The 14,120-nt window shown below is 39.9% G+C and carries 8 protein-coding genes; all 8 read right to left on the bottom strand.

The window, feature by feature from the left end; genetic code table 11:
* Positions 1–9: 9 nt before the first annotated feature.
* The 8 genes from AC1Z3K_RS05820 to AC1Z3K_RS05785 all read right to left on the bottom strand — a co-directional run bounded on the left by AC1Z3K_RS05820 (position 10) and on the right by AC1Z3K_RS05785 (position 13,997).
* Entirely contained in the window at positions 10–1,848 is a 1,839-nt protein-coding gene (locus tag AC1Z3K_RS05820) for a glycoside hydrolase family 13 protein (protein ID WP_461732131.1), read from the bottom strand.
* A 343-nt stretch (positions 1,849–2,191) separates the two neighbouring features.
* Positions 2,192–4,600: a glycogen/starch/alpha-glucan phosphorylase gene (locus AC1Z3K_RS05815; RefSeq protein ID WP_461732226.1), complete on the bottom strand. Its 2,409-nt coding sequence runs from the start codon at positions 4,598–4,600 to the stop codon at positions 2,192–2,194.
* Between the two features lie 262 nt (positions 4,601–4,862).
* Entirely contained in the window at positions 4,863–6,296 is a 1,434-nt protein-coding gene (gene glgA, locus AC1Z3K_RS05810) for a glycogen synthase GlgA (RefSeq protein WP_461732130.1), read from the bottom strand.
* Complete coding sequence (gene glgD / locus AC1Z3K_RS05805; protein WP_461732129.1) at positions 6,293–7,447, bottom strand: glucose-1-phosphate adenylyltransferase subunit GlgD; 1,155 nt, start codon at positions 7,445–7,447, stop codon at positions 6,293–6,295. The genes glgA and glgD overlap by 4 nt, the downstream gene beginning before the upstream one ends.
* On the bottom strand, positions 7,437–8,579 hold the full coding sequence (locus AC1Z3K_RS05800; protein WP_426081217.1) for a glucose-1-phosphate adenylyltransferase: 1,143 nt from the start codon (positions 8,577–8,579) through the stop codon (positions 7,437–7,439). The genes glgD and AC1Z3K_RS05800 overlap by 11 nt, the downstream gene beginning before the upstream one ends.
* Positions 8,580–8,693: 114 nt before the next feature.
* Positions 8,694–10,607, bottom strand: coding sequence for a 1,4-alpha-glucan branching protein GlgB (gene glgB / locus AC1Z3K_RS05795; protein ID WP_461732225.1), 1,914 nt, complete (start codon positions 10,605–10,607; stop codon positions 8,694–8,696).
* A gap of 632 nt (positions 10,608–11,239) precedes the next feature.
* Positions 11,240–13,246, bottom strand: coding sequence for an ABC transporter permease (locus AC1Z3K_RS05790; protein WP_426081216.1), 2,007 nt, complete (start codon positions 13,244–13,246; stop codon positions 11,240–11,242).
* A complete protein-coding gene (locus AC1Z3K_RS05785) occupies positions 13,239–13,997 on the bottom strand; it encodes an ABC transporter ATP-binding protein (RefSeq protein WP_461732128.1) in 759 nt (252 codons plus the stop codon). The genes AC1Z3K_RS05790 and AC1Z3K_RS05785 overlap by 8 nt, the downstream gene beginning before the upstream one ends.
* Between the last annotated feature and the right edge of the window lie 123 nt (positions 13,998–14,120).

Below are 14,120 nucleotides of genomic sequence, written 5' to 3'. Positions count from 1 at the left end.
TCTAAGCAGCTATTTTCTCCATTCTTTTTCAACGAAGTAATCCTGCTGCCCGGAAATCGTCACTCCTGCCAGCATGTCATAAACAAGCTGATCTGAAAAAGGCAGCTTTCTTGTAAAACAGCATGATTCAGCTGAAACAAGAGTTTCCTCCTCACTTAGATTTATCAAATACAACGCAGCTTGCTGCTCATTGCAGCGAAGAATCCCTAAAATATTTTCAGTATAAAATGGATAAAACGCACCCTGTACCAATACAGGATTCTTTTTCCGACGATCAATCCACTTTTGATATAGGTTAAAAATCGTTTGATTTTTGTCCTTCCACGGAAAGAATTTTCGATTTTCAGGATCCTTCCCGCCAGTTAACCCCGCCTCATCACCATAATAAATCGTCGGTACTCCCGGCAGCATGAACATCATTCCAACAGCCAAATTAAGTCTGGATAAGTCATTATCCAGCAATGTCAGAATTCTTTCTGTGTCATGTGTCCCAATATTGTTCAAATTATTATAGAAAATATCCATTGGATAATTTTCCTGTAAAACTGTCAACTGCTCTGCTGTTGCCTGTGGCACCTGTTCTCTTCGAACAACAGAAAGAATCAATTCCCGAAAGGGATAATTCATCACACCATGAAGCTTCTCTCCAAAAATATACTGTCTTCTTTCGCCATAGGACTGCTTTTTTGAAGCATCTTCCCAAACTTCTCCAATCAGCACCCGTTCAGGATATTGATCAAGCTTCTTTCGAAAACCTTCAATAAAGAAATCCGGCAGTTCATCCGCAACATCCAACCGCCAGCCGTCCACACCAAGACCAGTCCATTTATCTAATACACTGCTATCTCCGGCATAGATAAATTTTTGGAAATCTTCATTGGCTTTATCCACCTCAGGTAGATCCTTAATCCCCCACCACGACTTATAGTCCTCTGGGTACTCCGTAAATTTGAACCAAGGAAAGTATGGACTGTTTTGCGTTTGATACGCCCCAGCTTCTTTACCATAGCGACCGTCGAAGTTGAAATACCGGCTGTTTTTTCCAACATGGCTAAAAACACCATCTAAGATTAATCGAATACCGTTTTCGTGGAGAGCTGAAACTAGCTGTTTAAACTGCTCTTCATCACCCAAGATACCATCAATAGCCAAATAGTCTCCTGTATCATAGCGATGATTACTGGCAGCTTCAAAAATTGGGTTTAAATAGATTACCGTCACACCCAATGTTTTGAGGTAAGGAATCTTTTTTATCATTCCCGGCAGGTTGCCTCCATAAAAATCCCAGCGAATGATATCGCCCTGCTCATCCTTTAGGTATATAGGTTCATCTTCATAGGTTCCGTAGATAAAGGTGTTCTTCTTTGGATTGCAGATTTCCTGGTGCTCGTTCCCGTTAAAAAAACGGTCAGGAAAAATTTGATACACAATCCCTTCGCGGTACCAGTCAGGTGCAGCATCCGCCTTGTCATAGCAAGTGATTTGATAGGGATGTACCTGCTCAAGGTCTGTTGATAAAACACATGGGCCCCCCTGGCCCTGATTCGATCCGCAGTATGTGGTTTCATATTCACTTGTTGCAGATTTGTTTACAATTTCAAAATAATAGAAGTATAACCCTGCTCCCTGAGCAAAATCATACCCACAGGTATACAGGTCATGCTCACTAGCTGTCATCGGCAGCCGTTCAAGTCCACGTTCCCCTGCTTCTTTACGCATAATCAGTGAAACCTGTTCAACCTGTTCTTCTTTGACGCTAAGTGAAAAACGAGCGTTTTTAAACTTTTCTATTGCACCAAACGGCTGCTTGTACTCGTCCAGCCAGGAATTAAAATAAATCGCAGTCATTGTGCCTCTCCTAAATCTATAAAATCCACAAAATTTTGTCTATGGAATTTACGCTTACTTTCTTTGTTTAGATACCGGGAAGTTCCTTCATACCACTTGTTTCGTATGTCGATTCTCTTACTATCCCCTATTAGTCAGCTGAACTTCCGCAGCTTCAAATGATTTTAGCTTCGTACCAGTATGTTTCCTTCATAAATGGCTCTTAATGAAAACGAAAGAAATAAACTGTCTTATTTTAGGAGTGGCGACAGTCGGAACTCTCCCACCCCTAAAATCAAATGAATAAACAGCGTCTCAACGATATTCTAGGCGCCAAGGATTGAAGCAAAGGAGAATTCTTTTGTCATCCCTTCTTTTTTAAGCCTTTGACTGGTTCAATCTGCCAGATTTCTTCTGCATACCGCTGAACAGTATAGTCAGAAGAAAAGTGACCGGCTTCTGCTGTATTGATTAAACTGATTTGCTGCCAGCGTTTTTTATCGCGGTACAGTCGCTCAATCGTTTTCTGCGCCTCAATATAGGAATGATAATCCCGTAAGGTAAAATATTCATCGTTGTATCGGATTAGAGAATCGAAAATTTCTTGTCCTTCAATTTGAATATTTGGAATTGTCCCATCGATAAACGAATTTAATATCCGCTGCAGCTCTAAGTCATTTTCATAAATTTTGATTGCCAGATAGTCCTGTGTTTCATAGTAGCTATAAACCTCATCCTCTGTCAATCCAAAAATCACAATATTTTCGTCGCCAACGATATCACGAATTTCGATATTCGCGCCATCTAAAGTCGCAATCGTCACTGCCCCATCCAGCATCAGCTTCATATTACTAGTGCCGGAAGCTTCTTTGGAAGCCAATGAAATCTGCTCACTAACATCTGCTGCCGGAATAATCATCTCTGCCAAGGAAACATTATAGTTTTCTAAAAAGACAATCTTCAGTTTCCCTTGAATTTCTTCATCATTATTAATTAGGTTTGCCGCTTCATTGATACATTTAATCACATGCTTTGCATACGTATAGCTTGGTGCTGCCTTGGCACCAAAAATAAATACGCGAGGATAGATATCCGCATCAGGATTATCCTTCAACTCAAAATAGAGCTTCAAGATGTGAAGCAGATTCAGCAGCTGGCGTTTATACGCATGAAGCCGCTTGATTTGAACATCAAAAATAGCATCCGGCGATACTTCAATTCCAGTAGCAGTAAGAATGTAATTTGCCAAACGAACCTTGTTCTTTCTTTTCGTTTCAGCTAACTTTTGCAGCACAGCTTCATCATCCTTATAATTCATCAGTAGATGTAAATCATTGGGATTGCTGCGCCAAGATGTGCTGATTGTTTCATCCAGCACATTAGCTAAAGGCTCATTTGCCAGCTGCAGCCAGCGCCGCTGCGCAATTCCGTTAGTTTTATTGTTGAACCTTTCCGGGTAAAGCAGATAGAAGTCATGAAGCACGATGCTTTTCAGTAAATCGGAATGAAGCTTGGCTACACCGTTGGTACTGTGACTGCCGATAATGGCTAAATGAGCCATATGCACTTGATCCCCTTTAATGATTCGGGTACGCTCAATAATTTCCTGGTCAACCACTGAAGACATTTCTTTGACAAAGCGCCGATCGATTTCTTCAATAATCATATAGATTCTCGGAACTACTTCGCGAAGCATAAATACCGGCCATTTCTCCAATGCTTCTGCCATGATTGTATGGTTGGTGTAGCTCATCGTTTTAACTGTAATTGCCCAGGCTTTTTCCCAGCTCAGCTCTTCCTCGTCAATCAGTATCCGCATCATTTCAGCCACACAAAGCGCCGGATGGGTATCATTAATGTGAATAGCCGTATATTCTGCTAAATCCTTCATTGCTATACCTGCTCGTTTGTGGGAACGAATAATACTTTGAATTCCTGCTGACACAAAGAAATATTCTTGAACTAAGCGCATTAAACGACCTTCATAATTCGAATCGTCAGGATATAGGACTGACGTCAAGTCACGAAAATCACGACGTTCTTCAATGCTCAAATACTTGCTTTCTTCAAACTCTGGAATCTCTGCTGACCATAAACGCAAGGTATTAACCATATCGTTTTGATAGCCTACCATTCCTGTGTCATAGGGAACTGCACGCAAAACCTGCTGGTTCTCGTAAACAGGCTTTAATCTGCCCTCTTCATCTTCTTTCAAATATACCTTGCCGCCATAATTTACATTGACTGCTTTACTTGCTTTACGAACCTCCCACACATTACCCTCACGCAGCCATTCATCCGGCAGCTCTACTTGATTGCCGTCGACAAATTTCTGCTTGAACAAGCCATAATCATAGCGGATACCATTGCCGTTGCCTGGAAGACCACACGAAGCAATAGAATCCATAAAACAAGATGCTAGTCTGCCCAGTCCGCCATTACCTAAAGCCATGTCCTTTTCCACCTTGCACAAATCCTCTAAATCGACATTCATCTCTTCTAAGCTGTCCCGCACGATGTCCAGAAGACCCATGTTCAGTAAATTGCTTTTCAGCATTTTCCCCGGTAAAAACTCAATCGAAAAGTAATAGGACTGTTTTGCCCGGTTGTCCCGAATCGTTGTCCGTGTTTGTTTCCAAGCATCTGAATAATAAGCTTGGATAACAGCTCCCAGCGAATCAAAGAGTTCTCCATTTGAAGCCTCTTCCACTTCATTTGTGAACTTTTCCTGCAGCCTGCGCCTAAAATCTTCTTTAAACTGTTCTTTCGTGATTTCCATCTGATTAAAATCCCCTTTTACCCTTTTTGAAAAACAGAAAGTTGCGACAGCAATCGGTCACAACTTCTTAAAGCCAAACGAACGTTGTTTTAGCAGCTCTTACAGCTATTCAGCGAATAGTGGATGCTTGTACGTACTCGTTAAAGCAGAAGCTTTTTCTACATTCTTCAACCACTTTCACTGATAGCCGATAAAATAACTAACGTTCTTTATAATGTTCGTTTTTCTAATAGAAAAACGATGAGCACCTATAAATTTACGCCCCTGTTAACAGCTGATACAAGTCGATGTACTGCTGTCCAGGCTGCCGCCAACTGAAATCCGTGGCCATTGCTGCTCGTATCAGCTCTTGCCATATAGCCGGCTCTTGCTTATACAGCTCTGCTGCCTGCTTGATTGCCTCCATCAAATAGAAAGAACGAAACTCATAGAAACCGAAACCAGTTCCTTCTTTTGTTATCGGATTGTAAGGAATTACCGTATCCTTCAAACCGCCAATCTCGTGAACAATCGGCAGCGTACCGTAGCGCATAGAGATCATCTGAGATAGACCGCAAGGTTCAAAAGCCGAAGGCATCAGGAACAAATCAGCGCCGGCGTAAAACAATTGGGCCAATTTAATATCAAAGGATATACTGACCGAACATTTCTCAGGGAACCGGCCGGCGAAATTCCGAAAGCTCTGCTCAAATCCAGGGTCTCCTGTTCCCAGCACAACTAGCTGGATATCTGCTGCCATCATATATTCCATCTCATCCATAATCAGCTGAAACCCTTTTTGATGGGTTAAGCGGCTGACAATTGCAAATAGCGGTACATCCCTTTCAGGCAGCCCCATTGTCTTTTGCAGCGCAGCTTTATTAACTGCTTTCCCGTTTAAATCAGCTACCGAGAAATTTGCTGGAATCAATGGATCTGTTTCGGGATTATTCATTGTATAGTTAATGCCGTTTAAGATACCGCTCAGCTTATCCTTTTCCATCCTCAGCACCCCATCCAGTCCGGACCCAAATTCCGGTGTCTGAATTTCCTGTGCATAAGAAGGACTAACTGTATTCACACGACCGGCATACAAAATTCCGGTTTTCAAAAAATTGACATTATCATCAAAACGAACGGTTCCATCAAAGTATCTTTCCGTTCCCATCCCAAATAAATCTGGCAAGATTTCTGCAGAGAATATACCTTGAAACTCAATATTATGGATAGTTAAGACCGTTTCAATTTTCTGATATTCCTGGATCCAATGATATTTTTCCCGAATTAAAAAGGGAATCATAGCTGTATGATAATCATTAACATGAACAACAGCTGGAACAAACGCAATTTTCTCCATCATTTCTATCACAGCCAGCTGGAAAAAAGCAAATCGTTCGCCATCGTCATAATGACCGTATAAGCCTTCTCTGCCAAAATAATATTGATTATCAATAAAATAGTAGGTTACATTGTCCAGCATCATTTTTTTTACACCGCAGTATTGATGGCGCCAGCCGACATCTACATAAAAGCTGAGTACATCTTCACACTGGTCTTGGTACTTCTGCGGCATTTGCTGATAGTAAGGCAGCACCACTCGAATATCCAGCCCTTTTTCTCTCAGCTCTTTCGGCAGCGCTTCTGCGACATCTCCCAAACCGCCTGTCTTAAAAAAAGGTGCGCATTCTGCTGCTGCAAATAAAATCTTCATTCAGCTTCTCCCCCAACCACATTTTCAGTAACATGTGCTCCTTTTCGAATCACAGCTAATTTATCCGGAGTCCCTTTAATCTGAACACCAGAATCAACGACGACACCTTTATCCAGTATAGCATATTCAATCTGAGCGCCCGAAGCAATTTTTGCACTGGCGTTAATGAGAGAGTGCTTCACCACTGCACCAACATCAATTTTGGTCCGACGGGAAACCAATGAATTTTCTACTGTTCCCTGGACAACACAGCCTGTGGCGAACTGACTATTCTTCACCATAGAATCAGGAGAATAATAAGTGGGTACTTCATTTTTAAACTTCGTATAGATTTTTTGATTGGAATACATCAGCGCATTAAATTTCTGCGGATCCAGCATATCCATATTCGCTTGATAATAGGACTGAATATCATGGATATTCTTAAGATAGCCAATGTACTCATAAGTGGAGCACTTCGCCTGACCAAGTTGAGATTTCATTAAATCAATCAGACTTGGTGATGCATCATTTTCCTGCGCCCATTCCAGTGTTTGAATCAGCCACTCTGTTTGAACAATATAGGCTTCCATACTCAGGTTGACTCTCTCGGCTTCTGCGCTGGCATCCTTCAAGACATGGGATCCAGTCACACTACCTTCTTCGTTGATATCTAGTAAAGTATCCTCTGAACAGACACTTTCTTTATTCACCCGTTTATAAACAACAGTTACATCATTTCCTTGGGCTTGATGGATTTTCAAAATAGCTCTCAAATCTAAATTACAAAGCATCCGGCTGCTCATGAATACCGTATATTCTGATTTTGATTTTTGTAGATAATCAATCAGTGAGCTATAGAACGGCTTTCCTTCATTTTTCTTTTTCACGAAATCCTGATAAAAGTAAGTGAAAAAGCGATTTTTCAATGAATCTAAATCCCACTCTTTTCCGCCGCCAATATGGTCAAAAACGGATTGGGTTTCTCCTTCATTGAAGACCATGAATAATCTGTCGATGTTTGCATTGACTAAGCTGGATAACTGAAAGTCAATCAGACGATACTTACAGTCAAACGGCAGTGTGGCCAACGGTCTTTTTTCAATCAGCGGCATCAATGCATCAAATTTTTCGATATTTCCAATAATTGCACACATTCTATTAGTCTTCATCTTTTTTCACTCCGATCACTTCAGAATAACCAATCACGGCGATTTCCTCTTCATTATATACTACTGCGTTATCCCCAATTACCGCATCTTCACCAATAATTGCGTTCTTGATGGTGACATTTTGACCAATCTGAGCTCTCGGCATGATAATGCTGTTTTCAATAGTGCTTCCTTCTTTTACTTGAACATCTGTAGACAGAATACTATTTTTTATTGAGCCTGCCACATAACAGCCGTCAACAATCAGCGCATTCTCAACAGACGCCGTTTCTGTGATAAAATGAGGGGGCGAGCTGGTGTTTTTAGAGAAGATGCGCCAAGATAAATCACGAATATTAAACTCGTTATCGATATCAATAAACTCCATATTGGCTTCCCAAAGCGAATCAATTGTCCCTACATCTTTCCAGTACCCATTGAAGCGGTGCGCATACACATTTTCTCCAGAATCAAGATAAGCAGGAATTACATTTTTCCCGAAATCCAGCATTTGACTATCTTTGGAATAGCTGTTCATCAGAACCTCCCGCAGTCTAGCCCAGTTAAAAATATAAATACCCATTGAAGCTAAATTGTTTTTTGGCTCATCTGGTTTTTCTTCAAACTCAATAATACGGTCATTTTCATCTGTATTCATAATCCCAAAGCGGGAAGCTTCCTTGATTGGTACTTCAATAACTGCCACTGTTAGGGAAGCGTTGTTTTGCTTATGCTCCTCCAACATGGCTTCGTAGTTCATCTTATAAATATGATCACCAGATAAAATAAGAACATATTGAGGATTCATTTGGTTGATATAGGCAATGTTCTGATAAATCGCATGGGCTGTTCCCTGAAACCATTTTTCCCCATCTGAGCTTGAATACGGCTGCAAAATCGTTAGACCTGAATTGATGCCGTCTAACCCCCAGCTTGCCCCGTTGCCTATATGACTATTCAATGCCAGCGGCTGATATTGCGTAACCACCCCAACATTTGTGATTCCGGAATTAACACAATTACTTAACGTAAAATCGATGATACGGTATCTACCGCCAAACGGCACGGCAGGTTTAGCGATATTTTTGGTTAGCTTTCCTAACCTTGTTCCTTGCCCTCCGGCTAAAATCATTGCTAGCATTTCGTTATTCATCTTTTGTGCAGGTGAATAAATTCACCCTACCTCCTTTCATCCTCAAAAACTATATTGCTTCTTCATTTGCCTGCAGTATTCAGAAAAAACGCTCCTTCTTCTACTGACAAAGTATTACCTCGTTTTTTTTCGTATCTTGATATCTTTCGGCTGTATAATAATTGCTCCCAGAGCAGGTACCGTCGTTCTAATTTGATAGTCAAACTGCTTGAAGGGTTGTTCCTCTGCAGCTGCATCTTCATTCATTTTTGTCCAGGTTCCACCGAAATCCTTCATTTCAGTATTCAGAATCTCCTGATAGCTTCCTTCATAAGGCACACCGATAGAAAACCCTTGACGCTCTACTGGAGTCATGTTTAATACAACAAGTAGGAAGTCTTTTTTTGTTTTCCCCTTGCGGATAAAGCTGAGTACTGTTTCCTGACTATTGTCGGCATCAATAACCTCAATCGTGTCATAGCTGTTATCCAGCTCCCAAAGCGCTCGATGCTCCTTATAAAATTCATTTAGCGTACGGGTAAAGCATTGCATTTTTGCATTCATATCATCCTGCAAATCCCGCCATTCCAGTCCTTCATCATATTTCCACTCTAGGAACTGTCCCCACTCACTGCCCATAAATAAAAGCTTTTTCCCCGGATGGGTCATCATGTATACATAAAGATTCCTAAGCTGAGCGAATTGCTTGTAGCGATCTCCCCACATTTTATGCATCAGGCTCTTTTTCCCATGAACCACTTCGTCATGAGACAAAGGTAAAATGTAATTTTCGTCCATCATGTACATAAATGAAAAAGTGAGCAAATTGAAATGCTCTTTTCGTACAATCGGGTCCATTTCATAAAAACGCAGAGTATCGTTCATCCAGCCCATGTTCCATTTGTAATCAAAGCCTAATGCTCCTGTTTCTATCAAACCGGTAATTTGCGTTTTTGACGAACTCTCTTCAGCAATCATGATTGCTTTCGGATGAGCGAGCTTAATAACCGCATTCAGCTTCTGCAGGAAATAATACCCTTCGAAATTTCGGTTGCCTCCTTCATGATTCGGCGTCCACGGTCCTTCATCATAATCCCGATACAGCATGCTTGAAACAGCATCCACGCGAATGCCATCCAAATGGTACATTTCAAGCCAAAAAAGGGCACTGGAAATCAAAAAGCTTTGGACCTGTGGTTTGCCCAAATCAAAATTCAACGACCCCCAGCGAATGTTTTTCGCCCGATCCGGGTCTTCATATTCAAATTGCGGTGTTCCGTCATAATAAGGGAGCGTATCATCATTAATACAAAAATGACCTGGTACCCAGTCAATCAAGACACCAATATTATTCAAATGACAGCTTTCTACAAAGGCTTGCAGCTCCTCTGGTGTTCCATAATAAGAGCTTAAAGCAAAGTAGCCAATCAGCTGATAGCCCCAAGACATACCTAATGGGTGCTCCATCAGCGGCATAAATTCAATATGAGTATAGCCCAGTTCTTTTACATAAGGAATTAGCTCCTCCTCCAATGATTTAAAAGTATACGGTGTACCATCATCGTGATGGCGCCATGAACTGGCATGTACCTCGTAAATATTCATCGGCCGTTTAAAGTAATCCGAGCGTTTCTTTCTTCCCTGCCACAAACCATCTTTCCAGCGCTTTTCCGGAATCGTATGAATAACTGCTGCATCTCCCGGACGCTGCTCAAAAGCAATCGCAAAAGGATCGATTTTGAACAATTCCCTGCCGCCTGCCTGACGGATCTTGTACTTGTACAAATCCCCTTCAGCCGGCAGCTGGGTAAACAGCTCCCAAATCCCCTCGTTTCCCTTAATCATAGGCAAAGAATCTGTCCAGTCATTAAAATCCCCAACTAACCAGACCTGTTCAGCATTTGGTGCCCAAACCCGAAACACGTATCCGGATAGACCATTTTTAATATCCTTATGAAATCCAAAGTAATGCTGACTATAAAAATTTTCTCCGGAAAGAAAACGCTGTGCCTGTTCAAGACTATTTGCTTCATCTCCCGATACATTCATCTCGTTCATTCTCAACCTCCTTTATTATTCATTTTTTAGCATATATAATTGTAAAATAAATTTAATAAGCATGCATAAATATAACATAATATGCATGTCTATCGCCATTAATTAATAAGGAATTCTCAAATAAAATAATCGAATAACCTTATACTTCATTTTACTATAAAAGCCCTTACAATTGTTGATATATTTGCATTTTAGGTGAAAAAAATAAAGAAATATAAATTGCAACAGCATTTTTATTCTAAATAGAAATATTTATTCACTTTTTTTGATAAAAATTACAATATTATAATTTTAAAAACATTGTAATCTTACTTATCACTAACACCTCTGTTAAAGAAGTATGTTTTACAAAGAAAAAAGCATATCCATTGACTAAAAACACTGAGTTTGTAATCAATTGAAACAACAGCTAGCTTTTCTTTTTTTTAATACAACTATTTTTTTGTATTTTTTCACATATACCAATTTTGTTCAATAAAAACTATTGCTTTGCTACGCCAGAGCATAAGCTCTCAAAATATTGACCAATTCTAACACTTTCAGAACCGCCTCCATTAAACACTAAAAACGCAGGATCAATCGATTCCTGCGTTTGTTCACTAATTTTATTAAGACCATTTTATTTACTTTTCTACAGTCCGGACAAAGCTGATATAAGTTACCACAAAATAAATAAAGAAAATAGTAAGAAACATCGCTAATGCAATTAGGTAATAAATAATCCCCGGCATACTTAGCCCTGTATAGAATGCAAAGTTATTACTGACAAACAATCCCGTACATATACTAATAAATACTGAAATGATAACTGGACACAGGTAGTAAATACCCAGCTGTTTCAAAATCACTTGATTTCGTTCTCTTTTATTCATTCCCAGATTCTTCAGTATCTGATAACGGTACTTATATTTAGAGGCATCAGAAAGCTGCTGAATCGCCAGCACACTCATTGCTACAACTAAAAACACGATTCCTATATACCCCAGCGTAAAACTCATACTCGTTGTGACACTATCCAGCTCTGCAACTAAGCTTTCCCGTACTGTAATAGGTGTGCCGAAAGTAATCAGCTGTTCGCTGCTTGTTCCATACTTAATCGCTAATAGCTGATCTTCTATATCGCCATCTTCACCCAAATAACCGGAGATTTTTTCCAAGTGCTGTTCAATCTCATACATAGAAGAGCTATCCACATTTGCTGCTAAAATACTAAAGTAAGGAGTTATTTCTGCTAAGCTGCTGTCAGGAACCACCAGAATGTAGTCGGCTCCGTTCATTCCACTTTGCGTGAAAGCATCTGTGACAGTATCCTGATACACCAATGTTTCCTTGCCAACGACCAGATTATTGGCTAAGCCATAATCTGTGAATGTATCCACCAGTTTTTCTTTTGACTGAATAAGATAGTGCCCCGCTTCCAAATGAATATCCTCAAAGCCTGCCATCCGCCGCAGCTGATTATAGTCAGACAAAAGCATGTAGGTATCATAGTCAAAATATGCGCTTCGTCCTTCTGAATCATAAGCACCTTTGACATTTTTATATAAATACGCATTTAGCTCACTGCTCTTATTATTCTGATATACATGATAGATGTGTTCTGCTTCTACTTTTCCATATTGTTCAATGACTTCTTGTTGTTCATGAAAATCAGTTGTCACTTGATCTTTAAGATAAAAAACATCGATATCCATCAAGTTCGCATCGAAAACTTTCGCCTGATAATCAGAGAACAACAACACACACATCCAGCTTAAGATTGTTACCGCAAATAAAATTGTTAATGAGCCCATGGTAAAACGCATCGTTCTAATCTTTGAAGCCAACTGTCTAAAAACAAAAACATTTGCTTCTTTAGTAACCCATCTTCCTTTTTTCTGGATAAAGCTGCTCAAATAACCGGATAAGCCAATATAAAGACCATAAATAGCTGCAAATAATGCAGCCAGCATTGGCCAAATCGTTTGCATTGTGACATTTCCCGTATAAGCAACGAGATGAAAGAAAATAATATATACAAAACTAATTAAGAAGAGCTTTTTATTTTTCACACTTGGCTCATTATTGTTTTCTAAATACAGCAAATCCCGAATTTCCATCTTCTTAAATTTCCTATTGATTCTAAGCAGTGCTAGTGCGTAGGCGAAGAAGTAGACCGCAAAAGTAAGCAGATAGGTGTAGATATTGATATCAACCGTATACTGATACTTCGATTCAAAAACTGTGAAAAAAACATTAATCAGTGCAATATGCAGAAAATAACCTGGAATAAGACCTAATAAAAACGTTAGGATTCCTAAAAGCATATGCTCTCTTTTAAACATCCTAGCTACTTGCTTCTTAGTCATGCCAATCAACAAGTACGTCCCAAATTCCCTGCTCCGCCTCTCCAGCATAAAATTGATAATATATTTCGTCAGCCAGACAACAATCATCACAACAAAAAATGTAGCCAGACCGATAAAGACAATCATCGAAGTAATTTCATTCAACAGGTCTCTAATAGAATTAGAAAAAATCAGTCCATTAAAGGCAAACATCAATGATGAAATAATCGTCATTGTAATAATGTAAACCAGATAATCTTTGACTGACCGTTTGGCATTACGCAATGACAACTTATTAAGCATGGCCATCGCCTCCAATGATTGACAGTACATCAAGAATCTCATTTAAGAACGCTCTTCTTGTCTGCGTTCCTTTATACAGCTCTTGAAACACCTCTCCATCGCTAAGAAACAAAATTCGATTACAATAGCTGGCGCTAAACGCATCATGTGTGACCATCAAAATAGTCGCCGCCATCTCCCTGTTCATTGTTTCCATCGTTTCCAGCAGCATCGTTGACGATTTTGAATCCAAGGCGCCGGTCGGCTCATCCGCCAAAATCAGCTTAGGGTTAGTAATTAACGCTCTGGCACAGGCACACCGCTGTTTTTGACCACCAGATACTTCATAAGGAAATTTGTCTCTAAACTCATAAATTCCCAGCTGTTCCATGATTTGCTTTGGCGTTCGAGTCTTGCTTTTCTTGTTTCCCTGTAGGCTTAGGGAGAGTGTAATATTCTCTTCTAATGTCAACGTATCCAACAGATTGAAATCTTGAAAAATGAACCCAAGGTTTTCTTTTCTAAAATTTGCTAACTCATCTTCTCCAAATTGAGTGATGTCTTTCTTGCCAAAGAAAATCTGTCCGGCACTTACCCGGTCGATTGTCGCCAGCATATTTAATAAGGTTGTTTTCCCACTGCCGCTGGTTCCCATAATCCCAGTAAACTCTCCTTCACTTACAGAAAAATTTACTCGATTTAAAGCTTTCGTTGTACTCCCCTTATTCCCATAATATTTTTCTACATTCACTACTTTTATTAATTCATTCATTTCCCAACACCCTTCCGTTACACACCTCCAATTAAACAGCTTTGCTGCAAATTAACAGTAATTAATTATCTGGAGGCGATTTACTCTATAATCCAAGTATATGACTTCTTAAAACCATGTCAT

This window comes from Enterococcus sp. LJL128 (assembly GCF_056924295.1).
This window is presented reverse-complemented; position numbering and strand designations above follow the sequence as displayed.